30 protein-coding genes are annotated in these 26,561 nt (G+C 46.5%); 21 read left to right on the top strand and 9 right to left on the bottom strand.

Annotated elements, in window-relative coordinates; all coding sequences use genetic code 11:
- Window positions 1–151: 151 nt before the first annotated feature.
- On the top strand, window positions 152–1,816 hold the full coding sequence (locus B3G15_RS10760) for a putative polysaccharide biosynthesis protein (protein ID WP_223040707.1): 1,665 nt from the start codon (window positions 152–154) through the stop codon (window positions 1,814–1,816).
- Complete coding sequence (locus B3G15_RS10755) at window positions 1,803–2,522, top strand: pseudouridine synthase (RefSeq protein WP_290720799.1); 720 nt, start codon at window positions 1,803–1,805, stop codon at window positions 2,520–2,522. The genes B3G15_RS10760 and B3G15_RS10755 overlap by 14 nt, the downstream gene beginning before the upstream one ends.
- Before the next feature lie 58 nt (window positions 2,523–2,580).
- Here B3G15_RS10755 and B3G15_RS10750 read toward each other — a convergent pair whose 3' ends face one another.
- Both B3G15_RS10750 and B3G15_RS10745 read right to left on the bottom strand, forming a co-directional pair.
- On the bottom strand, window positions 2,581–3,213 hold the full coding sequence (locus B3G15_RS10750; protein WP_214723818.1) for an SDR family oxidoreductase: 633 nt from the start codon (window positions 3,211–3,213) through the stop codon (window positions 2,581–2,583).
- 108 nt (window positions 3,214–3,321) lie between these two features.
- Window positions 3,322–3,540: a DeoR family transcriptional regulator gene (locus B3G15_RS10745; protein ID WP_023469095.1), complete on the bottom strand. Its 219-nt coding sequence runs from the start codon at window positions 3,538–3,540 to the stop codon at window positions 3,322–3,324.
- Window positions 3,541–3,861: 321 nt separating this feature from the next.
- Between B3G15_RS10745 and pepV the strand changes: the two genes are divergently transcribed.
- From pepV to B3G15_RS10715, 6 genes are read left to right on the top strand one after another with little or no spacing between them, the layout of a single operon-like run.
- Window positions 3,862–5,259, top strand: coding sequence for a dipeptidase PepV (gene pepV / locus B3G15_RS10740; RefSeq protein WP_290720794.1), 1,398 nt, complete (start codon window positions 3,862–3,864; stop codon window positions 5,257–5,259).
- Window positions 5,260–5,318: 59 nt separating this feature from the next.
- Complete coding sequence (locus B3G15_RS10735) at window positions 5,319–6,467, top strand: MFS transporter (protein ID WP_290720792.1); 1,149 nt, start codon at window positions 5,319–5,321, stop codon at window positions 6,465–6,467.
- 8 nt (window positions 6,468–6,475) lie between these two features.
- The gene (gene thpR, locus B3G15_RS10730; RefSeq protein ID WP_290720789.1) at window positions 6,476–6,994 is read left to right on the top strand and encodes an RNA 2',3'-cyclic phosphodiesterase; all 519 of its coding nucleotides are present in this window, start codon (window positions 6,476–6,478) and stop codon (window positions 6,992–6,994) included.
- Window position 6,995: 1 nt separating this feature from the next.
- Window positions 6,996–7,871 carry a hypothetical protein gene (locus B3G15_RS10725; RefSeq protein WP_231925647.1) on the top strand — a complete coding sequence of 292 codons (876 nt, stop codon included), beginning with the start codon at window positions 6,996–6,998 and terminating at the stop codon, window positions 7,869–7,871.
- A gap of 34 nt (window positions 7,872–7,905) precedes the next feature.
- Entirely contained in the window at window positions 7,906–10,047 is a 2,142-nt protein-coding gene (gene pulA / locus B3G15_RS10720) for a type I pullulanase (RefSeq protein WP_290720784.1), read from the top strand.
- Between the two features lie 51 nt (window positions 10,048–10,098).
- Window positions 10,099–10,899: a phosphotransferase family protein gene (locus B3G15_RS10715; protein ID WP_087681261.1), complete on the top strand. Its 801-nt coding sequence runs from the start codon at window positions 10,099–10,101 to the stop codon at window positions 10,897–10,899.
- A gap of 40 nt (window positions 10,900–10,939) precedes the next feature.
- Here the strand turns inward: B3G15_RS10715 and budA are convergent, their stop codons facing one another.
- The 3 genes from budA to cydS all read right to left on the bottom strand — a co-directional run bounded on the left by budA (window position 10,940) and on the right by cydS (window position 13,620).
- Window positions 10,940–11,653, bottom strand: a complete 714-nt coding sequence (budA, locus tag B3G15_RS10710) for an acetolactate decarboxylase (protein ID WP_023469089.1) — start codon at window positions 11,651–11,653, stop codon at window positions 10,940–10,942.
- Window positions 11,654–11,664: 11 nt separating this feature from the next.
- Entirely contained in the window at window positions 11,665–13,356 is a 1,692-nt protein-coding gene (alsS, locus tag B3G15_RS10705) for an acetolactate synthase AlsS (RefSeq protein ID WP_149427732.1), read from the bottom strand.
- 162 nt (window positions 13,357–13,518) lie between these two features.
- Window positions 13,519–13,620 (bottom strand): cytochrome bd oxidase small subunit CydS, encoded by a 102-nt coding sequence (cydS, locus tag B3G15_RS15990; RefSeq protein ID WP_023469087.1) that lies wholly within the window; start codon window positions 13,618–13,620, stop codon window positions 13,519–13,521.
- Between the two features lie 176 nt (window positions 13,621–13,796).
- On the opposite strand from cydS, the gene trmB reads away from it, so the two are divergent.
- Window positions 13,797–14,438, top strand: coding sequence for a tRNA (guanosine(46)-N7)-methyltransferase TrmB (gene trmB, locus B3G15_RS10700; protein WP_023469086.1), 642 nt, complete (start codon window positions 13,797–13,799; stop codon window positions 14,436–14,438).
- Window positions 14,439–14,554: 116 nt separating this feature from the next.
- Window positions 14,555–15,070, top strand: coding sequence for a hypothetical protein (locus B3G15_RS10695; protein WP_058703918.1), 516 nt, complete (start codon window positions 14,555–14,557; stop codon window positions 15,068–15,070).
- Between the two features lie 41 nt (window positions 15,071–15,111).
- On the opposite strand, the gene B3G15_RS10690 is transcribed toward B3G15_RS10695, so the two are convergent.
- Window positions 15,112–15,468, bottom strand: a complete 357-nt coding sequence (locus B3G15_RS10690; protein WP_290720775.1) for a DUF1304 domain-containing protein — start codon at window positions 15,466–15,468, stop codon at window positions 15,112–15,114.
- Between the two features lie 69 nt (window positions 15,469–15,537).
- The gene (locus tag B3G15_RS10685; protein WP_012371126.1) at window positions 15,538–15,840 is read right to left on the bottom strand and encodes a PepSY domain-containing protein; all 303 of its coding nucleotides are present in this window, start codon (window positions 15,838–15,840) and stop codon (window positions 15,538–15,540) included.
- A gap of 119 nt (window positions 15,841–15,959) precedes the next feature.
- Between B3G15_RS10685 and B3G15_RS10680 the strand changes: the two genes are divergently transcribed.
- Entirely contained in the window at window positions 15,960–17,030 is a 1,071-nt protein-coding gene (locus B3G15_RS10680) for a M42 family metallopeptidase (RefSeq protein WP_035396484.1), read from the top strand.
- Window positions 17,031–17,187: 157 nt separating this feature from the next.
- On the top strand, window positions 17,188–18,201 hold the full coding sequence (locus B3G15_RS10675) for a PTS transporter subunit IIC (RefSeq protein WP_290720762.1): 1,014 nt from the start codon (window positions 17,188–17,190) through the stop codon (window positions 18,199–18,201).
- Between the two features lie 83 nt (window positions 18,202–18,284).
- Here B3G15_RS10675 and B3G15_RS10670 read toward each other — a convergent pair whose 3' ends face one another.
- The gene (locus tag B3G15_RS10670) at window positions 18,285–18,575 is read right to left on the bottom strand and encodes a hypothetical protein (protein WP_023469080.1); all 291 of its coding nucleotides are present in this window, start codon (window positions 18,573–18,575) and stop codon (window positions 18,285–18,287) included.
- Window positions 18,576–18,701: 126 nt separating this feature from the next.
- Here B3G15_RS10670 and B3G15_RS10665 point away from each other — a divergent pair, with 126 nt between their 5' ends.
- The 7 genes from B3G15_RS10665 to B3G15_RS10635 all read left to right on the top strand — a co-directional run bounded on the left by B3G15_RS10665 (window position 18,702) and on the right by B3G15_RS10635 (window position 24,082).
- Window positions 18,702–19,010 (top strand): thioredoxin family protein, encoded by a 309-nt coding sequence (locus B3G15_RS10665; RefSeq protein ID WP_023469079.1) that lies wholly within the window; start codon window positions 18,702–18,704, stop codon window positions 19,008–19,010.
- Between the two features lie 53 nt (window positions 19,011–19,063).
- Window positions 19,064–19,861, top strand: coding sequence for a DUF1444 domain-containing protein (locus tag B3G15_RS10660; RefSeq protein WP_290720759.1), 798 nt, complete (start codon window positions 19,064–19,066; stop codon window positions 19,859–19,861).
- Window positions 19,862–19,914: 53 nt separating this feature from the next.
- Window positions 19,915–20,523 carry a YtpR family tRNA-binding protein gene (gene ytpR, locus B3G15_RS10655; RefSeq protein ID WP_290720757.1) on the top strand — a complete coding sequence of 203 codons (609 nt, stop codon included), beginning with the start codon at window positions 19,915–19,917 and terminating at the stop codon, window positions 20,521–20,523.
- A gap of 37 nt (window positions 20,524–20,560) precedes the next feature.
- Entirely contained in the window at window positions 20,561–21,487 is a 927-nt protein-coding gene (locus tag B3G15_RS10650) for a hypothetical protein (protein WP_214858157.1), read from the top strand.
- A 78-nt stretch (window positions 21,488–21,565) separates the two neighbouring features.
- Window positions 21,566–22,861: a UDP-N-acetylmuramate--L-alanine ligase gene (gene murC, locus B3G15_RS10645; RefSeq protein ID WP_023469075.1), complete on the top strand. Its 1,296-nt coding sequence runs from the start codon at window positions 21,566–21,568 to the stop codon at window positions 22,859–22,861.
- A gap of 172 nt (window positions 22,862–23,033) precedes the next feature.
- Window positions 23,034–23,549 (top strand): DUF2179 domain-containing protein, encoded by a 516-nt coding sequence (locus B3G15_RS10640; RefSeq protein WP_023469074.1) that lies wholly within the window; start codon window positions 23,034–23,036, stop codon window positions 23,547–23,549.
- Window positions 23,550–23,641: 92 nt separating this feature from the next.
- Entirely contained in the window at window positions 23,642–24,082 is a 441-nt protein-coding gene (locus B3G15_RS10635; protein ID WP_023469073.1) for a Dps family protein, read from the top strand.
- Between the two features lie 53 nt (window positions 24,083–24,135).
- On the opposite strand, the gene B3G15_RS10630 is transcribed toward B3G15_RS10635, so the two are convergent.
- Complete coding sequence (locus B3G15_RS10630; protein ID WP_029342360.1) at window positions 24,136–25,248, bottom strand: aminopeptidase; 1,113 nt, start codon at window positions 25,246–25,248, stop codon at window positions 24,136–24,138.
- A 139-nt stretch (window positions 25,249–25,387) separates the two neighbouring features.
- On the opposite strand from B3G15_RS10630, the gene B3G15_RS10625 reads away from it, so the two are divergent.
- Both B3G15_RS10625 and B3G15_RS10620 read left to right on the top strand, forming a co-directional pair.
- On the top strand, window positions 25,388–25,957 hold the full coding sequence (locus tag B3G15_RS10625; RefSeq protein ID WP_029342359.1) for a DUF948 domain-containing protein: 570 nt from the start codon (window positions 25,388–25,390) through the stop codon (window positions 25,955–25,957).
- Complete coding sequence (locus B3G15_RS10620) at window positions 25,954–26,490, top strand: YtxH domain-containing protein (RefSeq protein ID WP_064299494.1); 537 nt, start codon at window positions 25,954–25,956, stop codon at window positions 26,488–26,490. The genes B3G15_RS10625 and B3G15_RS10620 overlap by 4 nt, the downstream gene beginning before the upstream one ends.
- Window positions 26,491–26,561 lie beyond the last annotated feature (71 nt).

Raw genomic sequence — 26,561 nt, 5'->3', positions numbered from 1 at the left:
CAGAAGTTGCGACTGTAAACAAACCGTCTCTTTCAATTCAAGATAGACAGCGGTATAATGATTTGCAATTGTGTACGAGAGAACTTGTATAATGAGACAGTCACGATCAGAGTGTCGAGTTTAAAAATTAGAAAGCGTGAGGGATGTTACCATGTCCACAGTCAGTAATAAGCAGTCTACTTCTTCCGGCAATTCAGGATTCGTTCGTGGAACGATGCTCCTGTCCGGTGCGTCACTGATTTCCCGCGCACTGGGTTTGATTTATCTCTTTCCATTTCAGTTCATGGTCGGCGCGACAGGCATCATGTTCTATACCTATGCCTATAACTATTATGCGATCATGATCGGACTCGCGACAGCGGGGATTCCTGTCGCCGTCTCGAAATTCGTCGCCAAATACAATGCATTAGGAGAATATGATACGAGTGAACGGTTGTATCGGTCTGGTCTGAAAATCATGTCCTTGACCGGGATTGTTTCCTTCCTCGCTTTATTCTTTCTCGCACCGTATTTAGCACACCGGGCCATTCCGGGTGGTGACGTTGATTCAGCAGCCTACGTTGATGCCGTCACGATGACGATTCGTGGCGTGAGTTTCGCTTTACTCTTGATTCCCCCGATGAGTATGACCCGAGGTTACTTCCAAGGGTATCAATCGATGGGACCAACAGCGATTTCGCAAATCTTGGAACAAATCGTCCGGATCATCTTTTTGCTTGCAGGAGTCAGCATCGCCATCTATATCTTTGATTCAGGTGCAGCATTTGCCGCAACGATTGCAACGTTCAGCGCCTTCATTGGCGCAATCGGTAGTGTTGCGGTTCTGATCTATTATTTCCGCAAACGTGCCAGCGGCTTGCAGGAACTACGTGCTACTCAAACCGTCCGTTCGCCGGATCGCCCGTTAACGGATTTGTATAAGGAATTATTGACGTATGCGATTCCAATCGTCATGGTCGGTCTTTCGACACCCCTTTACCAAGTCATCGACCAAAATACGATGAATGCCGCATTACAAAGTATCGGTTACACGCTCGAAGCGGCCGGAAACGCGACTGCCTATCTGATTGCGGATAGTCATAAGATCGTCTTGATTCCGGTGTCGGTCGCAACAGGATTGTCGTTGTCGGCAACTCCACTGTTGACCGCATCCTTTACGCAAGGGGATATGCGGAAAGTACGAGCTCAAATCTCACAGATTTATCAACTCGTCTTTTTCGTGACGATTCCGGCAGTCGTCGGGATGATTCTCCTCAGTGAAGAAACGTTTCATGTGCTCTTCCCGAAAGATCAAGCGGCCTGGGTCTATCTGTTAAGTTATGCGCCGAGTGCGTTATTCCTTGCCTTGTATTCTGTAACGGCAGCCGTCCTTCAAGGGATTAACCGTCAGTACTTCACGATCATCGCAACACTTGCTGGACTACTTGCGAAGTATCTCTTGAATGCGCCGTTGATTCATTTGACGGGTGATGGAACGGGTGCTGGTTATGCGACAATCATTGGTTATCTCGTTGCGACGGGATTGATGTTCTTCCGGATCACACAAACGGTGAAGTTCCCATTCAGTACGGTCTTGCGCCGGACATCATTGATTCTAATCATCAGTGCATTGATGGGAGCAGGTGTTGCACTCGTGAAGTGGGGAATGGTGTCCTTTTTACCAGAGACGACATGGGCATCTCTGTTGATCCTGATTATTGGTGCGGCAGTTGGAATCGTGATTTTCGCTGGACTCTCGATTTGGAGTGGATTAGCAGAAGTCGTATTAGGACGTAAAATTTCATTGAAACGAGGACGAGGTCATGCGTCTAGATAAACTATTATCCAACATGGGGGCAGGCTCCCGAAAAGAAGTAAAACTTTTGCTCAAGGCAGGGGCAATTCAAATCGATGGTGAGATCGTTCGTGATCCGAAACAACATGTCGATGTCGAGACGCAACAGGTTCTGATGTACGGCGAACCGGTCACGTATCAAAAATACATCTATTTAATGATGAATAAACCACCTGGTGTCATTAGTGCGACGGAGGATAAACGAGATGAGACCGTCATTGATCTGTTGTTTGAAGACGTGACGTATTTCAAACCGTTTCCAGTCGGACGACTTGATAAGGATACTGAAGGCTTATTGTTACTGACAAACGATGGAGCGTTCAATCATGCTTTGATGTCTCCGAAGAAACACGTCGAAAAAACGTATTACGCGGAAGTGACAGGTGTGTTGACGCAAGAAGACGTCGAGGCAATTGCGGCAGGCGTCACCTTAGAAGACGGTTATCAGGCAAAGCCAGGAAAACTCGTTATCTTATCGACGACAGAAACAGACTCAACGCTTGAATTGACAATCACGGAAGGGAAGTTTCATCAAGTCAAACGGATGATGCTTGCCCTCGGTAAAGAGGTCACATTCTTGAAACGGCGTTCGATTGGTCGCTTGGAGCTTGATCCGGCACTTGCACTCGGGGACTACCGCGAACTGACACCGGATGAATTATCCTTGTTTGATTGGCAACCTGAATAAGCAAAACGAAAGGCGATGGAATAATGTACATTCCATCGCCTTTTATTGTGGAATTCAATTATTGGTTACGTAGTGCTTCTGCGATCGGATAAGGACCGCTGAGTACTTCGAACACACGAGATTGTGTCGGATGATCAATCAAGTGAACGAACAGTGCTGCCACATCGTCACGAGACACCTTACGATCTTCGTATGAATCGAAATGCTCTTTCGTTTCAACAGTACCTGCTGGGTCATCGTAGCTGAGTGGACCAGGACGGACGATCGTATAATCAAGTCCGCTTTCTTTTAGGTGAGCATCTGCTGCTGCTTTCGATTCGAGATATACTTTTAGTTCGCCTTTCGGTTCTTCTGTACCGACTGAGCTGAGCATTAGGAAACGATTGATTCCGTTCGCTTTTGCTGCGTCGATGACTTTGATCGCACCTTCCTGATCGACGGCACGTGTCAATTCGTCCGATGCGCCACCAGCACCCGCTGCAAAGATGACGACGTCCGCGTTACTGACGACGCCACTGACATCCTTCGTCAAATCCCCAAGTCTGACTTCAGATGCACCGAGTGCAATCAAATCGTTGATTTGATTTTCTTCACGTACGACAGCGATCGCTTGGTGATCTCCTTGTTTAGCGATCAATTCGACCATTTTGCGTCCCGTCGTTCCGTTTGCTCCAATGATTAAAATATTCATTCTTATCATCTCCTTCTCCCAATAGCTATACCCCACGTTTTAAAAAAGATAACAAAAAAAGACGCGAAGAATCGCGTCATCGAAAGATATACATAGTGAAACAGTGGATCAACCCGCTTGCTTTTGTTTCTTACTCGACGTCCATGTACCGCGTCGAGGGCTCACAATGAGATTGTTGTATTCGAGCACGTTCAAATCCCGCTGGACGGTCCTTGATGTGATGCCAAACTCTTCAACCAACTCTGCTGTCGTAGTAGCTCCGTTCTCTTGGATGTAGAGATAAATCGATTTAATCCGGGTCAACATACGGTCTGTAGAATCTTTCATTGGTATAACCACTCCCCCAATGGATAGAATAGTGTTCTAAAGCTTCGGGTGACAAAAGACAATGCAATATCCAGTTGTTTCGCCTTTAGTATAACGTTTTGATATTAAAATGCAAGTAATTTAACCGAACGTTTTCATAAAAAATATATTCAAATGGTTTGTAAAGTCGATGATTAGGGTTTTATTTTAGATTAATGTTCGTCATTTCAATAAATAAAAAAGAAAACAGAATTTGGATGTTCGTATCTGAACGAATATTCGCTATACTAGGAAGGTGTATAGGAAACGAATCCAAAACCCGTAATGAAGGAGCGAAATCAGATGGTGAATTGGAAAGAGGAAGTACTCGCACGTCGCGAGGATTTATTAGAAGATTTAAAAGAATTATTACGGATTCCGAGTGTACTCGACGAATCCACGATCAAAGAGGGCGCGCCGTTTGGTCATGAAGTCAAACGTGCCCTCGATTGGATGCTCGCGACAGGGGAACGCGATGGGTTCACGTCAAAAAATGTCGATGGGTATGCAGGACATTTGGAGTATGGTCAAGGGGAAGAGTTACTCGGTATTCTTTGTCACTTAGACGTCGTACCAGCTGGTGGTGATCACTGGACATACGGTCCATTCAACCCGACGCTTGTAGATGGAAAACTGTATGCACGTGGAGCAATTGATGATAAAGGACCGACGATGGCAGCTTATTACGCTTTGAAAATCGTCAAAGAACTTGGCTTACCACTCTCGAAGCGCATCCGTCTGATTGCAGGAGGGGATGAGGAGAGTGAATGGCGTTGTGTCAATCATTACTTCAAACATGAAGAAATGCCAACACTCGGTTTTGCACCAGATGCCGACTTCCCGATCATCAATGCGGAAAAAGGACTCTATGATGGGTTATTGATTCAAGGTAAACCAGCGCAAGCATCTGATACAGGCTACCATCTCGTTCGTTTTGAAGGTGGCGAACGTCCGAACATGGTTCCAGGTCATGCCCAAGCGCTTCTTCGTGTCGTCGAAGTAGGAACGCTTGAGACGGATTTCCATGCTTATCTTGAAGAACAAGATTTGACGGGAACAGTCAAGCAAGAAACGGAAGGTCTCGTCCTTGATGTCAATGGTGTCGCAGCCCATGCGATGGAGCCGGACAATGGTAAAAATGCCGCTTTACATTTGGCGCGTTTCCTCAATACGCTTCATTTGGATTATAACGGTCGTCGTTACATTCAACTCGTGACGCATATGTTCCGGGATTCTCGCGGTGTAGCGATCGGTGTCGCTGCTTCAGACGAGACAGGTGACTTAACGATCAATGGCGGTGTATTCCGTTACGCTGAAGAGCAAGGAACGGCATCGATCAATATCCGTTACCCGTATACAGCAGACTTCACGGAACGTCTGCAAATCATTAAGGAGGCCGCGGCAGGATATGGTTTTGAATTGCAGACGCGGACGCATATGACACCGCACCATGTCGATCCAAACCATGAATTGATCAAGACGCTAAGTGCCGTTTATGAGCGCCACACGAACCAATCAGCTGATCTGATAGCAATTGGTGGCGGCACATATGCGCGTTCATTGACGGCGGGAGTTGCTTTTGGTCCAGTCTTCCCGGGTGGTCCTGAAGTTGCCCACCAAGTCGATGAATATGTTGATTTTGATGAACTATTGCTTGCTGTCGCGATTTATGCAGAAGCGATTTATGAGCTCGCAAAATAATGATTGATGATCCCCGCATCGTAAAGATGGGGGGATTGCTTCTTGAAAGGAAGTTCCGTGTGAAAAATCGTCAAACCTATCATTTCCAAGCCTTATATTTCTTTATTTTCTTTGGGCAAGGAGCACTCATTCCGTATCTCGCACTTTATTTCTCAAACGACGCGTTCGGACTGTCGGCTTCAGAGATTGGAACAATCGTTGCGATTGGACCGATTCTCTCCATTTTCCTACAACCTGTCTGGGGAATCGCGGCAGATCGACTCGGGAAACCGAAACGACTCTTACTCGTCGCGATGCTTGCTGCCGGTATTTTTACACTCAGTTACTTACTGACGTCTGCTTATCTACTTTTATTGTTGATTTCTTGTGTCTGGGCGTTGTTCCAGTGTGCGCATATTCCGCTCGTGGATACATTAGCGATCGAGTACACGCGAAAGCGTAAAGTGGATTACGGCGCTTTACGTCTTTTCGGCTCAGCAGGGTTCGCTTTAGCTGTTTTCATTCTTGGGCAAATCACTGAGGGTGGCGGACTAAATCTGATTTTTTATGCAACCGGTGCAGCATGGGTTCTCGGTTTCCTTGTTCTGATCGGTATTGAAGAGACGGGCAGCGTCCATGTTTCAAATCAGCAATCCGTACCGTTAAAGCAGCTCTTTTCGAATCGGCGTTTCTTATTGTTCCTAGCAGGCGGGAGTTTGATCTTCGGACCCATCTTCGCCAATAATTATTACTTTGGTAGCTACGTCACGATTCGTGGCGAGACGACAGCACTCGTCGGAACACTATTCTTTGTCGCCGTTCTGTGCGAAATTCCGTTTATGCGCATCGCCACGCGTCTGTTATTACGCTTCGGAGCGATTCCGGTTCTTGTATTCGTCTCCTTGTTGTCGGCTGCGCGGACGGCGATGATTGCTTTAGAACTTCCAATCGTCATGCTGTGGGTATTATCTGCGATGCAAGGTATGATCGTAGGTCTATTGATCCCTGTCGCCTTAGATTATGTCCGATCGCTCGTTCCAGAGACGATGGTCGCAACAGCTGTCAGTACATATATGGCGACGACGACGGGACTCGCGACCGCGTTGTTTAATCTGATGAGTGGTTTTGTACTCGAGAAGAGTACAATCTATATCGTCTTTTGGGTATATACAAGTAGTAGTATCCTAGGTGCGATTCTGTATGGTATCAGTGGTCGTATGAAGGAGTGAACGCGACGATGAGACAAGAACGACACTTTTTCATTGCCTTACCGATCCCTTCTAAAGATTTAGCGAATCTTGCTGAACGGTTATCGCTACCTGAGCACTTTCGTAACGTTTATACATTAGAAGAGTATCATCTAACACTTCGTTTTTTCGGTCCATTGGAGGAAAAAGAACAGCAGTCGTGGAAACAGCAGTTACAGCAGATCGCGCGTACGATGGAACCCTTCGTGCTACGATTCGATCGTTTAATCACGTTTGGTCGGAATGAACGACCACGCGTCTTAGGGTTCGGAACGGAATCGGAGGAATTGTTTCAATTAGTGGAACAGATTGATCCGAATTCGACCAGACCATTCGTACCTCATGTCACGATCGCGAAAAAATGGCGTACTGAGGCAGCTGAATGGGAGACGAGTCCAATCCGATCAGTAGAGTGGACTGTTCGTGAGCTCGTTCTATTTGAAGTACGACCAGAGGTTTCACCGCGGTATGAGCCGGTTTACCGGATTCATCTAGGTGAAGAGGAATGAGGTGATCCCCATCGCAATTTTGATGAAACTATATGACTTAGATAGTCGATTTGAAAAAAATCCGCTAGAGATGACAAAACGATTCGGTGAACACCAGGCACTTGATTATGCCCATGTCTATCGCAGATGGGAAGCAGGAGAGTTGTTTCCAGGGGAGACGCTCATCCGTCCGAAGAAGTGGTGGCAAGTGATGAAAAAAAGTGAAGTCATTCAACTTCCGGGTAAACAATTATCTCGAAGAGCGTTTGATAAATGGTACAAAAAACGTCTCGAGTTACAAAAGCTCTTGAACGTCACTGGTGGAGCAGGGGAGGAGGACATTTGGCGGATTCCATTGAAACGTCATTTAGACTTCTATCAGATGTTGCATCTACTAAATGAACAATATGCGATGTTTTATCGAGCGGTCATCCAATATCAAGTCGGAGAAGTCGAATTGAGTCCGTTCGTCGTCGGTCCGTCCGCGATCTATATCATGGAATGGCTCGATGGCGACGAAAGTATCTATCATATCCGGCGAGATAAGTTATGGCGGGAGCAGCCGTTCAAGGCTTCTGCGAAACAAATTTTGAATCCGAACATCGGTTTAAAGCGGACAGAAGATATTTTACGGGTCGTACTCGGTCGAGATTACGTCTTGCCGATCGAACGAGTCATCCTCGCCCCTTCAGGTTATTTTGATCAAATTCCAAAGGAAACGACGACGACGTATGTCAATAAAGTCGATTTTCCGAACTGGGTGCAACGGATGAATGCGAATGCGACTCATACAAAGGCATTTCAGATGCGAGTGTGCGAAAAAATCCTAAAAGAGACGGTATCGATTCCGTTTCATATGGCGATTCAAAGTGAGGGACAGTCTCGAATCCAAGAGTAAGGGAGGGAGCGACGGCATTGTCGTTGCGAAAGAGATGACGAATCAAGAAGTAGCGATACCAGTGATCCGGGCGGAGTTCTTATCGTTCCAAAGCATCCGGGTCGAGGTCGAAGGCAATCCGTCAATCCACTGGTCGCTTGAATGTGATGGACAATCACTTGCGATCCAGCAAGTCGAGACACACCGTGAGGAACAACTGGTGATTTATGAATTGACGGTTCTGGAACCGGTCGAGCTAGAATGTCGATATGAGGTATTTGGAGCAGGTCGGTCAATCCGCGTCGTTCCCGACCGGTTAGTCAGGACGGAAGCATTCGAGCGCAAGTATCGTTACGAAGGGAAGCTCGGTGTCTGGGAAGAAGAGGGAGCATTTCACTTTGCTGTTTGGTCACCGGTCGCAGAACGGATCATGTGTGTCGTGTACGATCAAGATGAACGGTTACTCGGAAAGCACGAAATGGAGCGACAAGAGCAAGGTGCCTATCATCTTCAACTGGAACAAGATATCGCAGAGTGTTGGTATCGGTATGAAGTGACGACATACCTTGGCACACAAGAGGTCGTTGATCCGTACGCTAGTGCGATATCGGAGAATGGTCGATACGGCGTCATTGTTGACGTCGAACGGACGATGACCAAGTGGTTCCCGAGGCGCGTCGCGCGTCCTCTGTTCGTCAAACCGTCAGACGCTGTCATCTACGAAGCGAATATCCGTGATTTCACGATCGATCACTCAGCTGGTTCAAGTCATCCGGGTCAATACGCAGGGATGACGGAACGAGGAACGCGCTCTCCTCGAGGTCATGCGACGGGACTTGATTATCTCCTAGATCTCGGGATCACCCATCTGCAATTGCTACCAGTCCACTTTTTTGAGACGACCGATGAACGGACGCGGTCTCCGTATAATTGGGGATACGACCCAATGCTTTGGTTCGGGTTAGCTGGGAGTTATGCGAGTTCGGTTGAACCACTCGTTCGCGTCAGAGAGTACGCGGAAATGGTGGAGCAGCTCCATGAAGCAGGTATTCGTGTCACATTCGATGTCGTCATGAATCACGTTTTCATTCGAGAACGTTCCTCTCTCGAACAGCTTGTTCCGGGTTATTATTTCCGCTACGAAGTAGACGGAACACTATCGAACGGAACGGGTGTCGGAAATGATACCGCATCCGAGCGATTCATGATGCGTCGCCTCATCGTCGACTGTTTGACGTACTTTGCTCGTGTCTACCGCATTGATGCCTTTCGATTTGATTTGATGGGGATTCATGACATTGAGACGATGAACGATGTTCGCGCAGCGCTTGATGCGATTGATCCAACGATTCTGGTGTATGGAGAAGGATGGGATCTTGCGACAGCGTTGCCGGAACGATTGAAGGCGATGAGTGCCTCCGCTGCGCAAATGCCGCGGATCGCCCATTTTAATGATGTGTTCCGTGACGCGTTAAAAGGATCGACGTTCAGTGAATTCGACCGAGGATTCGTTGCGGGAGATGGCTGGAAGGAAGGGGAGGTCCGAAACGGGATTGCGGGAAGTGTCCATATCGACAATCAAACGTACGGACGTTTTCCGGAACCTACCTATTCCATCAATTACGTCGAGGCGCACGACAATCATACGTTATACGATAAATTAAAGTTATCTTGTCCAGAGGCAGATGAACAGCAATTATTGCGGATGAGTCGCTTAGCTCAGACGATTGCCTTGTTTGCGCAAGGGATTCCGTTTCTTCACGCAGGTCAAGAGTTCTTACGCACGAAACAAGGTGTTGAAAACAGCTATAACGCACCAGACGAGATCAATCGAATGGATTGGGAACGGCGGGATGATCATCTGTCCCTTGTCACATACATCAGGACGATTTTGCAGATTCGTAGAATGCATGGCGGATTCCGGTTGCACCGAGCGAATCAGATTCGCGAGTTGCTTCATTTCATCGACTTACGTCCGGGTGTCATTGCTTATGAACTTGGAGCGGTCCACTCGTATGATGCATGGCAACGCACGCTCATCGTTTACAATACGACGCGCGAAATCGTTGAAGTCTCACTTGATCATTCGCGCTGGAATGTGCATGTACAAGGGGATAAGGCCTCGGTCGACCCGCTTCTGAAAGGTGTCGACAGGATTCAGGTCCTTCCGTTGTCAACGACGATCGCAACGTGTTAAGATAAGCATTGTGCCTTAGGCAAATCTACTAAAAAAGTTGAGCGGATTATAATGGAATTAGATATTTTAGATGCGCTTGGCGAAGGCTGGACCCTTACGCCAGCAGGTGGAATCACAGGAGAAGCGTATATCGCTTCAACCGGACAATCGAAGTTGTTCTTAAAACGAAATTCATCGCCGTTTTTGGCGATTTTATCTGCAGACGGAATTGTTCCGAAGTTATTATGGACGAAACGGATTTATAGTGGGGACGTCATCAGCGCCCAACAGTTCATTGAAGGCGACGAGTTGGAGCCCGAAATGATGGAACGTCCTGAAGTAGCACGTTTGCTTGGGAAAATCCATGATTCGAAGGAATTACTGTTCATGCTACAACAGCTTGACCAGCGCCCGATCGAACCTGATGAGTTATTGCGACAATGTCGTTTGTACTTTCAACCGGATGATTTAGAGGATCCGGAGCTCGTGGAACATGCGATGGTTTACCTCGAACAAAATCTGGAGCAGGTCAGAACGGATGAGCAGGTCGTTTGTCATTCAGATTTGAACCATAATAACTGGTTGACGGGAGCAGACGGTCAACTCTATCTGAACGATTGGGATGATGCGATCATTGCTGACCGTGCGTACGATCTTGGAATGATGTTATATAGTTATGTCGACGAAGCGGCTTGGCCAGAATGGTTCGAACATTATGGACATCCTTTGACGAGTGATTTGAAGCGACGCATGCACTGGTATGTCGTAGCGCAAGCAGTATTGTCACTCTACTGGTATGAAGATACGCGTCATCCGGATGTCGACGACAGTTATCATTTTCTTGAACAGCTACTTGAATACTCAAACGACTAAAAAGCGTGTCATTCCGAAAGGGAACGACACGCTTTTTTGCTTAACCTTCTGCGATTTTAATCTCTTTTTCAATATCGTGACTTTCGAGATCTGCCGATCGATAAGCCGCTGTCGTCGGTAGACGTAAATCAAGTTGCGGCTTTTCTTCGAATGTGACGGTGACGTTCTTAACTGTGTAGTCAAAGACGTGACCACCACCTGCGCGAGCAGCATCGATGAAATGAAGGTGATATCCGGCGACGGCGATACCGTGACCAAATCGTGGTGTATAGTATCCGGCAAGCGTTCCTTCCGTGTGCTCGAACGTACGAGCGCTTTGAGAAGCGACAGCTTCCGTGATTGGAACGAACGGTTTTTCCTGGCGTGCGACGGTGCGTGTCTGAACCTCCGTGAATGTTCCGTCAATCCGGATAGCATAAAAGCTATTGATCGTTGGGAGTTGTTCGTTCAGCCAGTGCTCAAACGTCGCTTTTGACATCTCTTCCGTCACGGTCAGAGTTTGTTCCGGCTCGAAACGGGTCAATGTCGCGAAAGGTGTCGTCGTCTCAGGTTGGAGCGGTCGAGCACTACCATCTGAGCGGAGTTGATAGAATTGACCATCGAATCCAATCATTTCACCGTCTAAGTGGTCAAACGTTCCGATACCGAAATCACGTTGATCAAGGACGGAAGCGTACGTGACTTCACTCTCAAATACGCCGTCAAGTAGTGCCATCATCGTTGAAATCTGGACGAGTGTTTTATCGTGTGCCATGTGAATCCTCCTTAGTTCAATTGATCGAGATGAACTTGTTCTCCGAGCGCGATGTTGTCACGGTAATCGATCGGTACATCGACGATGACGGGACCGTCTGTCGCGAGTGCTTCATCCATGATTGCTGCGAGTTCCGAAGGATGATTGACGCGGAGTCCTTTTGCTCCAAAGCTTTCCGCATATTTGACGAGATCGACGTCACCAAATGACGTACCGGATTTCCGTTTGTATTTCATCTCTTGTTGGAACGCGACCATATCGAATCCGCTGTCGCGCCAGACGAAGTGGACAAGTGGTGAGTTCAAACGGACAGCTGTCTCAAGTTCCATTGCAGAGAAGAGGAATCCGCCGTCACCTGAAATCGATACAGCTTTCTTTCCGGGACGAACGAGTGTAGCTGCGATTGCCCATGGAAGTGCGACGCCGAGCGTTTGCATTCCGTTACTAAATAGGAGATGGCGCGGTTCGTACGAACGGAAGTGACGTGCCATCCAAATATAGTGTGAGCCGACATCGACCGTGACGGTGACATCGTCCGCAATTTTTTCACGCAACGTCTTCATGAAATAAAGTGGATGCGTCAACGGAGAATCCGCGACAGGAGGAACATCACGATCGACAAGACGTTGATGTAATCCTTCGAGGAATTGAACAGAGCTTTCAGGTAATGTGAGTGGTCGTAGGCGTTCAGCGATCGCGTCGACTGTTTTCGCCATATCACCGACAAGCTCATGATCTGGACGATAGAAATGATCGATTTCAGCACGCATTTGATCGATGTGAACAAGCGTCCGGTCGTGCGTTGGTTGGTTCCAGAATTTCGGGTCATAACCGATTGGGTCATATCCGATTGAGAGGACAAGATCCGCTTCAGCAAGTAACGCATCTCCCGGCTGGTTACGGAACAATCCAACACGTCCGTAGAAATTCGATTCAAGCTCTCGTGATAACGTGCCGGCCGCTTGGAATGTCTGAACGACAGGAATCGAGACGTTTTTGAGTAACGAACGAATCGCATGTACGACGTCTGGCTGACTCGCGCGCATACCGAGTAACAAGACAGGGAGTTTTGCCTCTTGAATCAGACGGGCTGTTTCATCGACCCATGCTTCTGGTGCAACGCCGAGCTTTGGTGCTTCAACCGCACGGAACGCCGTGACGTTCGCTTCGCTTAACCCGACGTCTTGCGGGATACTGACGAAAGCAGCTCCAGCTGTCGTTTCAGCTGTTCGGAAAGCATTCGATAATACTTCTGGAATGTTATCGGCATCTTGCACTTCAGCACTAAAGTTCGTAATCGGTGTAAAGAGTGCCTGATTGTCCATGGACTGATGTGTTCGTTTTAAACGATCGGCCCGCGTGACAGCTCCGGCAATTGCGACAACAGGGTCACCTTCAGAGTTCGCCGTCACAAGACCAGTCGCTAAATTTGATGCCCCAGGACCAGATGTCACAAGGACAACACCCGGTTTGTCCGTCAAGCGTCCGATGGCTTGAGCCATGAAGGCAGCGTTTTGTTCGTGGCGTGCAACAATGAGTTCAGGTCCCCGGTCCTGTAACACATTGAAGACGGAATCGATTTTGGCGCCGGGAATACCGAAGATGTAATCAACACCCTGCTCGATGAGTGAATCGACGACGAGATCCGCACCTGTTTTCTTCTGTACTAGTTCTTTTGAATCACTGTTTTTATTTTCGTTCATTACAATTCTCCTTTTTACCAACGTTTTTGGTGTTCGATAGCTGTAATAAATTATCTGTTTCAAAAAAAGTATACATCTGTTTCATGGTAAAACCAACCTAAAATCATTTAGATAATAAAAAAAGTACCTTGTGTATGATTACACAAGGTACAGAGATTGCCCTTATTCGACGTCGACTTTTCCGAAAGTCGCCCAGACGAACAAAGCAGTGATTCCCAAGACGAGAACGATGGGAGATGCCCAACTAATCAAGAAATCATCCACAGTATAGCCCTCCTTTTCGGTTCTTACGTACCTTAAGTGTATTAGAATGCTCACTATTTCTCAAGTGACGAACTGCTGAACATTCTTCGACAGGAAACGAAGAAGTTCTTATATAATTACCCGAATCATGATAAACTTATCTGCGGATAATTTAAGTTTGGAAAGGATGAACGATAGTGCGTTTACGACATAAACCATGGGCGCAGGATTATATGAAGGAACAATCCTCGATCTATATAGCAGAACCAGCATCTCTTAAAGGAGCATGGGCTAGCGAGTTCAAGAATGATAACCCGATCTACATCGAAGTGGGATCAGGGAAAGGAGCTTTCATTACCGGAATGGCGCACCAACACCCGGATATCAACTTCATCGCGATCGAACTATTCGAAAGCGTTGCCGTGACGATCGTTCAAAAATTGGTCGAAACACCACAATCGAACGTTCGCGTCTTGACGGTCGATGCAAAAGACCTACGTGATTACTTTGAAAAAGGTGAAGTGTCCCGCGTGTACTTGAACTTCTCTGATCCATGGCCAAAGACACGTCATGCGAAACGCCGCTTGACGTATAAAACATTCCTCTCGACATATGAAGATATTTTACCGGCGAAAGGTCAAATTCACTTCAAGACAGATAATCGGAAGTTGTTCGAATCGAGTTTGATGACGATGTCAGCATACGGTATGCGCTTCGACTGGATGTCGCTTGATTTACATGCGAATGAACCGGAAGATAACGTCCGGACAGAGTACGAAGAGCGTTTTTCATCAATGGGTCAACCGATTTATCGGATGGAAGCAACGTACCAAAATTAATTTAGACAAAAAGTTTTCTTATTTTCCTGGTATTTCTTTCACACTTTTTTCTTATTAATTGGTACAATGTTGTTGACTGAAGAACTTGTACTTATAGGTAAAGGGGGAATTTGGGGATGTGGCAGAAAAGCTTAGCCTTCGTAACGGCGCTCTTTCTCGCATTAAGTATCGGTCAATCGGTACTTGCTGCGGTTGATACCTCAGAAATGACGAAAGCATTAAATGAGGAATTACCAACGACGCATTACGATTATAAAAAAGGTTCGGTCGAAATCGAGGATCCGAAGACGTTCACGAATGAAAAAGGAGAAGAAGTCATTGGCGGAATCGCTGTCATCGAGACAGTCCGTGACGGCATCTTCATCACGATCAAACGTGAAATCCACTTCTTCAATGCCGATAGCGGTAAATTGTTGACGAGTGCCGATGCTGCAAAAGTTGATGGCGTAAAAGAATACATCGACGGTAACTCGGATAATCTTCAACAAAAAGTCGTCTACTGGTTACCGATGCTCTTGATGTTGTTGATCATCGCTGTACCAGCGGTCATCTTATACATCGTTGTTCCACGTCTATACTCGACGACGGAATACATGAACCCGATCTACGAACGCAACGACAACCCGCGTTAATTAAGAAAAAAAGCCTCTATCCAATCGGATAGAGGCTTTTTTCATGCAAGCAACACGAAGATGAAAGCAAGTATGGCAGGCAAGCCTTGTTTGAGTAAAATGGAGCGATTGGCAGTCACGGCGCCATAAAGCGCAGCGATGATGACGCACGCTAAAAAGAACAATTGGACAGCCACATCCTGACGAATCAGACCAAATACTAGTCCGGCTGCTAAAAATCCATTATATAAGCCTTGATTCGCAAAAAGTGTCCGAATTTGTTGTGATGCAACAGCTTCGTCCGTTAAACCGAACGTTCGACGAGCCGCTTTGGAAGAAAGTAAGAACATTTCAAGTGCTAAAATATAAAAGTGTTCCAAAGCAACGAGGATAACGAACAGCGTAGCAAGAATCGACATGAATCATACCTCCTTCAGATGAACGTGGAAAAAAGACCGTACTTCGTCGATCGAAGCACGGTCTTTTGATTAAGCGTATTCGAGTAAAGCGCCAGTTTCGGCATCAACTGTGAATTGATACGTTTTTTCGTCATCACCTTCAAGGACCGAGATGCCACCTTTGTAGCTTTGGTAGTCACGTGACTCATATGCGTAAGCCTCTGGTGTTGCAGAGATCCATGCACCTTGGACACGTCCTTTTGCTGAAAATGTGCGTTTCGTGATTTCGAGCGCTTCCTCGGCAGAAAGTTGTTTGTTATCAACGGCTTTCTTCACTGCGAAAGCGGCGACGACAGCTGCTGCCAATCCGATAATCCAATAGCGTTTTTTCATTAAAATTCCCCTCCTTACAGGTTCTATTCCTACTGTACCAAATAATTCGTTCAGAGAGAAACAAAAGGTTAAGTGATAGAAGCAATTTTTTGTATAATGAGAAGCAGGAGGCGATACATATGAATGAAAAAACGAGAGAGTTATTTCGAACACTGACGGAATTGAACGGGGCACCGGGGTTTGAGCACGACGTTCGTCAGTTCGTTCGCGAGCGCATCACACCTGTCACGGATGAGATCGTTACGGATGGGCTTGGTTCGATTTTTGGAAAACGAACAGGCGATGCGACAGGGCCGAAAGTCATGGTTGCCGGGCACATGGACGAAGTGGCATTCATGGTGACGCAAATCACGAAGAACGGAATGTTGCGGATTCAACCGCTCGGTGGCTGGTGGAGCCAAGTGTTGCTTGCGCAACGCTTCTCGATCTGTACGGACAACGGTGTCATCCCTGGTGTCATCGCATCGATTCCACCACACTTATTGACAGAAGAAGTGCGCAATAAGCCAATGGCGATCAAAGACATGTTCATTGATATCGGTGCAGACTCAAAAGAAGAGGCAGAATCGTTTGGAGTACGTCCAGGTATTCCTGCCGTACCATTCTTCCCGTTCACACCGATGGCGAATCCGAAGAAGATCATGGCGAAAGCATGGGATAACCGCTATGGTGTCGGAATGGCGATTGAATTGTTGGAAGAGACGACAGCGGCGGATCATCCGAACATTTTGTTCTCGGGTGCAACGGTTCAAGAAGAAGTTGGATTGCGCGGTGCGCAAACAGCGACGGCACTCATCGATCCCGACGTCGCGTTCGTCGTCGACGCTTCTCCTGCCAATGATGCATCAGGAGACAAAACGGAATTCGGTCAACTCGGACAAGGACCATTGCTTCGAATTAAAGACAGTGTCATGATCCTCTCAAAAGAGATGACGGATTACGTCCTCGATACGGCAGAATCGAACAAGATTCCGTATCAATATTATGTCGGTGCAGGTGGAACCGATGGTGGTGTCATCCATCGTTCGAATAATGGGATTCCCACGACAGTCGTTGGTTTACCAGCACGCTACATCCATACGCATGCATCGATCATGCATACAGATGATTATGATGCGGCGAAGGAATTGCTTCGGAAACTCGTCACGAACCTCGATACGACGACACTCGCGACGCTACAAGTCAAGTGAATGACATGACAGACAGTGGATGTGAATCCGCTGTCTGTTTTTGTTTAATAAGAACGACGTAAGCATGAACTGTCTTGTCAGTTGGAAAAACAATGTAGTCGGATAGAAAGGAGATTTGATATAATGATACGCGATGTTAAGAAAAGGACGTGACAAGATGTTCAAACAAAAAGGGATCTCACTTAGCCCTAAAGTATATTTCATCACCGTATTAAGTTATATGGCACTTGGTTTGTTTAGTTCGTTGATCATGGGTCTCATCATCCGAACGATTGGTGAGGGACTGGTCGATCGTGGTGTAGAGGCGAAGTTCCTCATTCAGTTAGGAGAGCAGGCGATCGCACTTACCGGGCCAGCAATCGGTGTGGCTGTAGCGTTTGCACTTGAGGCACCACCGCTGATCTTGTTCGCAGCAGTTGCTGTTGGTGCGTTCGGATATGAAGCAGGAGGACCAGCAGGTAGCTACATTGCAACGCTTCTTGCGACAGAGGTCGGAAAACTCGTTTCAAAGACGACGCGACTCGATATTTTATTGACGCCGTTCGTTACGTTACTAGCCGGATTCGTTGCCGGACGTTACGCAGGAAAATGGATTGGAAAAGGGATGACGGATCTTGGTGAGTTGATTCGTTGGGGAACGGAACGCGAACCATTATTCATGGGAATTTTCGTTGCTACCGTCATGGGTCTTGCATTGACAGCGCCGATTTCGAGTGCTGCGCTTGGAATCATGCTTGGTTTGGATGGACTTGCTGCAGGGGCGGCGACGATTGGTTGTGCGGCACAGATGATTGGGTTTGGCGTCATCAGTTACCGTGATAACGGAATCGGTGGTGTGGTTGCTCAAGGGATTGGAACATCGATGTTACAAGTAGGGAATATCATTCGAAATCCTTGGATTCTTCTACCACCAACTGCAGCCGGTGCTATACTAGCGCCATTTGCGACTGTTCTGTTAATGCTTGAGAGCAATCCGGAAGGTTCTGGTATGGGTACGAGCGGATTCGTTGGTCCATTGATGTTATTAAAAACGATGGGGTTCGAAATGGAGTATTACCTAGCAGTCGCTGTCCTCTGTTTCCTTGCGCCCGGCATCATCAGTTATTTCATTTATCGCATATTACGACGTCTCGGTCGGATTCAAGATGGCGATTTAAAAATCGAATATTAAATACAAAAAGCTGATTCTAAAGGATACGCCTGTTTGACCGGATGGTGGACGAACAAGCATATGACTTTTTGAATCAGCTTTTTTCATAAAGAGAATCCGAATGAACTTGAATAAAAACTCGTAAAGAAAACGTAGAGGTAAATGAGGTAAAGTGGAGTCAAATACCGCATGCGTACGACGGGCAATTTTCGAGCGAGTCGTTTTCCGAGTGCTTCGAGTAAAATGATGATCGCAAAACCGACGACCAAATACAAAAAGATTTCGGGTAAGCTTCGTTCGGAATCAATGAAGGAATAGCCGTAACGTAAACAACTCGTCATGCCAACGAAGCCGACGAAGCGTTCGAACGGATGTTTGATTGGTTGATCTGCCATAGTGAAGTCCTTTCCAGGTGTTTTCTAGTTGCAGTATAGCAAACCAAGCACGAAAACGCACAGCCACAATTGAATATGCTATGATGAGGGCAATGACTTCTAGGGAAATCAAAGGAGGAAATCATCATGAAAACATTACAATCCAAACAAGAATTCGATACAGCAAAACAAGGAAATGCCGTCTTTTTATTCTCAGCAAACTGGTGCCCGGATTGCCGCTTCTTAGATCCGTTCATGCCGGAAATCGAGCAAACATTTAACGGCTTCGAGTTTTACTACGTCGATCGCGACGATCATATTGAAATTGCCCAGGAAATGGACATCTTCGGAATTCCGAGTTTTGTTGCATTCCGCGATGGTGAAGAGACAGGGCGTTATGTCGGGAAAGAGCGGAAGACACCAGAACAGGTGACAGCATTTTTAGAGACGGTTTAAGAAAAAAGCGAGCGCTGACTCGCTTTTTTTCATGATAGAAAGGATGAATTCGAATGGAACTACAACAAATCCGAAGAATGATGACACAAACATTTGAAGAAGAAGGGTACACGACATATTTCGATCGTGAAAAGTCTGTATTACGAATTGAGCGAAAGCACGATAAATCAGGCGTTGATGTCGGATTGAATCCGCTTGTCGCAAAAGCAAAACGAAGAGGTGTCATCGCAGTCGAAGAGACGATCGAATATATCCGTGCTGTACTCGGACAAACGGATCAAATCTCACTCGTTGGACAAGAACAAAAAATCTTTCCTGTCATTCGCGCTAAATCGTTTGCCGATACGACAAAAGAAGGGAAGACGCTCGTCAGTACACCACATACGGGTGAGACGAAAATCATGTACGCACTTGATTTAGGGGCGACGTATCGTTTGATTGATGAGGAGTTACTGGCGTCTGCTGAATGGACAGCTGAACAGTTATCAGAAGCAGCGCGTTTTAATGTGAAATCGCTTGAAGCGCTATTTAAACAAGACGAAGTCGCAGGGAATATCTTTTATTTCTTGAGTCTCGGCGACGGATATGAGGCGAGTCGTGTTTTGAACAAGACTTTATTAGCCGATTATGCGGCGCAAATCGAAGGAGAATTCGCAGTCGGAATTCCGCATCAGGATGTCCTGATTTTCGCTGATATTCGGAATGACGCCGGATATGATGTCTTACAGCAGTTGATGTTTGACTTCTTCTCGAACGGTCGTGTACCGGTCACGGCACTGCCATTCTTATATGAAGATGGCAATCTGGAGCCGGTCTTCGTCCTTGCGAAAAACAAGCAGCCGAAAGAGTGAAGAATCTGATACAATAGGCATTGTGAGAAAGACGGAAGGGAGTCATGGATTGAATGAATGTGTTTTATAATAAAGAGGGCGTCGGCGACGTCTTAATGATCATTTTGGAAGACGCACCACGTGCGGAAGTGACAGCGACTCGTGAAGGAGACGTAGCAACTATCAAGCATGGTGATCGTGTCGTCGGTTACAACCTGTTTGATGCTTCGACTACGTTTACGATCGAGACACAAGGACCGGTTGAATTGACGGAAGAATTGGCAACACGCATCCAAAAGGAACTGGCGAGTCGAGATATCGAATTGTCACTCGAACAAGTGGATTATTCTCCGAAATTCGTTGTTGGGTTCGTTGCTTCTTGCGAGAAGCATCCGGATGCTGATAAATTATCGGTCTGTCAGGTAGAAGTAGATAACGGAACTTTACAAATCGTTTGTGGAGCACCGAATGTAGCGGCGGGTCAAAAAGTAGTCGTTGCTAAACCGGGAGCGGTCATGCCGTCTGGGTTAATCATCCGTCCTTCAGCGTTACGCGGCGTACCATCAAGCGGTATGCTCTGTTCAGCGCGTGAGCTCGGACTTGTCGATGCACCACAAGAAAAAGGGATTCTTGTACTCGATGATACAAAAGCAGTAGGGGATGCATTCTCAATCGGTCGATGATTCGACCGATTTTTTAACAAGATGGAGGGGTGAACGTATGAGTAATCGTTATGAACAGTCACTAAAAGAGCAGGCTGCCCGGATTCGTCGAGAGCTTGCAGGGGAACGTGAGACAAAGCCGGTGGAACGTCCGAAAAAAGAGGAGCGTGAAGATCGCTTCGTTTTAACGGATGTGCCTTCACCGATTTATGGATTCCAACGTCCGAAGCAATCTGCATCGGAAACCGTAAAAGCTGCGGAAGAAACAGAAATGAGTGAGCAGGTTTCGGAAACAGTCGAAGAGGGAAATACTGATGAGGTTGCTTTGACGGATAAAGAACTGATCGCGCCAGAAGTCGTATTAGAAGAAGCGGAAGCAGATGCTGGTCTTGTACCGGTGACGGATGTCGAATTACTCGTACCGGAACCTCACACAAGTGAAGAGCTCGTGAGAGAAGAAGTGCCGACCGTAACCGAAGTAAAAGAAACGGACGGAACTGAAACATCTTCCGACAGTGAGACGATGGAACAATCAGTTGATCCGACAGAAGTCGTATCAGACGAAGCGAATGCTGGTCTTGTACCGGTGACGGACGTCGAATTACTTGTACCGGAACCTCACACAAGTGAAGAGCTCGTAAGAGGAGAAGTGCCGACCGTAACCGAAGTAGAAGAAACGGACGGAACTGAAACATCTTCCAACAGTGAGACGGTGGAACAATTAGTTGTTCCGACAGAGACATCAAGTGAAGAGTCTGCTGATGAAAAAGAAGCTGAGCAACAAGCGGAGAGCTTCGCACCGACTTTTGATCCATCTGCTGTTGAAGTAGATCAAGATCCATCTGTTACTGAGGTGGATAAGCCTGTTCAGTCGGAAGTGAAAAAACCGGTCGGACCGCCTGTTAACGTCGTCATGACGACGAAAGACTTGATGGCGATGTATCGCGCACGTCGAGAACAAAATAATTTACATGGTAAAAAATAAATCGGTTTGCTATAATGGTACAGGTTTTGTACCCGAGCCCGATGGTACGGACCGGAACGTGAATTGGAGGGCTTTTATATGACAAAGTATCATTTTGTTGGAATCAAAGGAACAGGGATGAGTGCGCTCGCCCAAGTACTACATGAGATGAATCATGAGGTGCAAGGTTCAGACATCGAAAAGCACATTTTTACTGAAGACGCGTTACGGGCTAAGGGAATTCCATTTTTCCCGTTCAATGCGGATAACATCAAAGAAGATTATGTCATCATCCAAGGGAATGCTTTTGGAGATGATCATCCAGAAATCGCACGGGCAAATGAACTTGGTTTAACCATCCATCATTATTACGATTTCTTAGGACACCTAGCAAATGAATATCGTTCGGTCGCTATTACAGGCTCACACGGAAAAACGTCGACGACAGGTTTGCTTTCACACGTCTTGAGCGGTATCACGCCGACAGCTTTCTTGATCGGAGACGGGACAGGGGCAGGAGTAGAGGATGCGAAAGCATTCGTCTTCGAGGCATGTGAATACAAACGTCACTTCTTATATTACAAGCCGGACTACGCTATCATGACGAATATCGACTTCGATCATTCGGATTATTTCACAGGAATCGATGACGTCGTTTCGGCATTCCAAGAAATGGCGATGCAGGTTAAGCAAGCGATCGTTGCTTGTGGAGATGATGAGCATCTTCAAAACATTCAAGCGAATGTACCTGTTCTCTATTATGGATTTGGAGAAAACAATGATTTCCGCGCGGAAAACGCGACGTCAACGCCAGATGGTACATCATTTGATGTTTATTTACGTGATGATTTCTACGGCACGTTCCTCATTCCAGGATTCGGTCGTCATCATGTCTTGAATGCACTCTCTGTCATTGCGATCTGTCAGTACGAAGGATTGAGCAAAGACGACGTTGCTGAACGTTTAGCCACATTTGGTGGTGTAAAACGTCGCTTCAGTGAGTCGGAATTCGGCACACAAATCCTAGTAGATGACTACGCGCACCATCCGAAGGAAATCAGCGCGACGATTGAGTCGGCACGGAAGAAATATCCGGACCGCGAAGTCATTGCGATTTTCCAACCGCATACGTACACACGCTTGAAATCATTCATGGATGATTTCGCGACTTCTTTACGTGAAGCAGATGCGACATATCTATGCGAAATCTTTGGATCGGCACGTGAGCAGGAAGGGCAAGTTCGCGTCGAAGATCTGCAGGAGAAAATCCCGCAAGCTTCTATTCTGACGCGCGATAACGTGTCTGTTCTACGTCAGCATGAAAATGCTGTGCTTCTGTTCATGGGAGCGGGCGATATCCAAACGTATCAGCATCAGTATCAAAGTGTGAAATAAGCGAGAATCAAAAGTGTCACTCGACTCGAGTGGCACTTTTTTTGTCGTATTTTTGAATTATGATAGTAATTTCAAAAAAACGATGAGGAAAATCTAAAATAGGATTGCATCTTGAAAAAAAGTTTGAAATAGTGTGTATGTGTTGAAGTTATTAACAGAAAGGAAAGACACCATGGGACAGATTTTACTCATCTTATTGCTCCAGTTGATTTACGTTCCTGTTTTGACATTACGGACGATCATGCTCGTCAAAGGGCGAACTGTCATTGCCGGATTATTTGGCACAGTCGAAACATTGATTTACATTTTTGCACTAGGAATCGTATTCCAAGACTTAACGACACTCGGTATGGTCGTTTACGCGCTTGGATTTGGTCTAGGAATACTCGTCGGTGGATATGTCGAGCGAAAACTCGCCATCGGTTACAATATGATTCAAGTGCATACGCAAGAATTTCCAGCGGAACTGATTCAAGTCATTCGCGATAATGGTTTTGGTGTGACACATTATCAAGGTCAAGGACGAGACGGTGTCCGTTATCGGTTAGATGTGCTCGCGGCTCGAACACGTATGAAAGTGCTTCGTAATCTCGTCGAAGAATACGAACCGAAAGCATTCCTCGTCGCATTCGATTCTGTCGACTTCAAAGGTGGGTATATGTTGAAAGGATTAAAGCGTCCTCGATAGAGCACTTTTCCTGAGAATGATGTTTATTCTTTGTTATTTAAGGATAAAGATGAAATAGAACGTCATTTGAAATCAGGAAAGGGGAATATCAGATGATTAGTAATCATGCAAAATCAGCTTTGAATCAACAGGTAGCAAACTATGGGGTGCTGTTCGTCAAACTCCACAATTATCATTGGTACATTAAAGGACCAGACTTCTTAACGCTTCACGAGAAGCTTGAAGAACTTTATACATGGGTGTCTGAACAATATGATGTCGTTGCAGAACGTCTCCTGATGAATAACGGAACACCTTCTGCGACACTAAAAGAGTATTTAGAGCAAACAACGCTTGAAGAAGCGAAATCGGGATTATCGGCAGATGAGATGATTGATTCCGTCATCAAAGACTTCCAACAAGTCCGAAAAGAGATGCTCGATGCGATTGAACATCTTGAGGCACAAGACGTGACGGTTGAAGATGATCTACTTGGTCAAGCGAAGGAAATCGAAAAACAAATTTGGATGCTTCGTGCGACATTGAAAAAATAAGATAAAGAAACGGATGACCCCGTCCTAATGAAGGACGAGCCATCCGCTTTTTCTTATTTCAGGTTTTCAGGATTGAGGACTTCGAGTTCTGGAAGAACGAAACGACCGTCTTTACGGATCAATACGTCGTCGAACCAGATTTCTCCACCACCGTAATCAGGACGTTGGATGTTGACGAGATCCCAGTGAACGGATGAGTCATTACCGTTGTAGGCTTCTTCGTAAGCTTGACCTGGTGTGAAGTGGAAGCTGCCATCGATTTTTTCATCGAATAGAATATCCTTCATTGGATGCTGAATGAAGGGATTGACGCCGATCGCGAATTCGCCGACAAAACGAGAACCAGCATCTGTATCGAAGACTTGGTTGATCCGATCCGTATCGTTCGCCGTCGCTTCGACGATTTTACCATCTTTGAACGTCAGTTTGACGTTTTCAAACGTGAACCCTTGATACGGAGATGGTGTGTTATATGAGATGACACCGTTGACCGAATCCTTGACGGGTGCCGTAAAGACTTCACCGTCTGGAATGTTAGCATTTCCGGCGCATTTGATGGCTGGGATGTCTTTGATTGAAAACGTTAGATCCGTTCCTGGTCCGACGAGACGAACACGATCCGTCCGGTTCATCAAGTCGACGAGTGGTTCCATCGCTTGTCCCATTTTTTCATAATCAAGCGTGCAGACATCGAAGTAGAAGTCTTCGAATGCTTCTGTCGATTGATTCGCAAGTTGCGCCATCGATGCAGTTGGGAAACGAAGTACGACCCATTTCGTTCCTTTGACACGATCTTGTGTGTGCATCTTACCGATCGTTTGACCGTAAAGTTTCATCTGTTCAGCCGGCACATCTGACAATTCATTGATGTTATCACCAGCACGTAGTCCGATGTATGCGTCCATCGCTTGCATTTGCTTGCGTTCGATGTCTGCCATCAATTGGAGTTGCTCTTCTGAAGCATTTCGGTATAATTTTCGTAGGATACGATTATCCTTAAGTAAGACGAACGGATGTCCGCCAGCCGCGTAGGCAGCTTCAACGAGTGCCTCGACCAGTTCGCGTTCGATGCCGAAGTTTTCAATCAATACTTTTTCACCAGGTTCAAGGGCAACCGAATAGTTAATGAGATTCGTTGCCAGTTGAGTAAGACGTGGGTCACGCATGAAATTTCCCCCTCGAAATGGATTATGTAGGTTTCATTTATCATTGTAACGGAAATAAACCATTTGGAGTAGCAGGAACGACTTGCTACATGTCGAACTAACAACAAAAGACTATGCAAAAAAATTGGAGGCAAGAACCATGGAAATCACATTAGGCGGAATCGCCGGATTAGTCGCTGCGATCGCATTCGTAGTGCTCGTCATTTTCCTTGCCCGTGTATTAGGTGCTGCGAGTAAGACGCTCAACAATGTAGCCAACACGACAGCAGGACTTGAACGTCAATTAGACGGTATCATGATGGAGACGACAGCGTTGTTACATAAGACGAATCGTCTGGTCGATACGATTGAAGAAAAAACAGAATTGCTTGCACCTGTCGCAAACTCGATCGAAGAACTCGGTACGTCTTTAAACAAAGTGACAGATTCTGTCCGGACAGTATCCGATACGGTTGCTGGTGCAGCGGATACGAATAAAGAACAGATTGCGCAAGCAGTCCGTTGGGGCTCAGTCGCTGTAGAGTTATTTAAGAAAAATAAACCGGCAGAGACTACGGTTCAAAATCATTCGACGGCAACGACGACGGTTGAGAAAAAGCCACGTCGTCGATTCCGGAAAAAGGCTGAGGCGCCGGTCACACCGGAAGTCGTGTCAGTACCGGACGTTGAAAGCATTCCAGATGAGTTGAAGGGAGATCGTAAATCATGACGAAACAACACCCATATCAAGCACAAGATTCTTCTAAAGGAGGAGGCTTCCTTGCCGGAGTCATCGTTGGTGGATTGATTGGTGCTGCGGCAGCTCTCCTTTCTAGCCCAAAATCAGGTCGTGAAGTACGCAATCTGATTGACGAGCGTACGGCGCCTGCGCGTCAACGTTTGACGGAACAGACACAAGTTGTCCGTGAAAAAGCGGAGCCACTCGTAGGTGAGTGGATTCAACTAGCGAAAGATAAGGCAGCACCTGTCATTGAAAAAGCGAAGAATAATTCAACGGTTCAAGAAGCGGCACAATATGCGGGCTTTGAGAAGGATCAAGCAAGCATTGATGCTGCTCTCGCAGAAGCGGAGCAACTCGTACGTGACATCGAACGTGAAATCGGCGACGAAGTGGATGGGGCGTCTGTTGCAGAAGAGATCGACACGGAGACGGTCGTTGAACTTTCGGAGTTACGCGAACAGTTAGCAGATGAACAAGAGGAAGACAATGATCCGCAGTCTGATGTGAATCATAAGAAATAATCAATATATGAGGAGCTCTCATCACGAGGGCTCTTTTTCTATGTTTCCTTATAGAGAAAACACAAAAAAAT

Origin of the sequence: Exiguobacterium sp. UBA1053 (assembly GCF_002316465.1) — a bacterium.
Taxonomy (GTDB): Bacteria; Bacillota; Bacilli; order Exiguobacteriales; family Exiguobacteriaceae; genus Exiguobacterium_A; species Exiguobacterium_A abrahamii.
The sequence above is the reverse complement of the archived record's forward strand: the minus strand, read 5'-3'. Positions and strand labels throughout refer to the sequence as shown.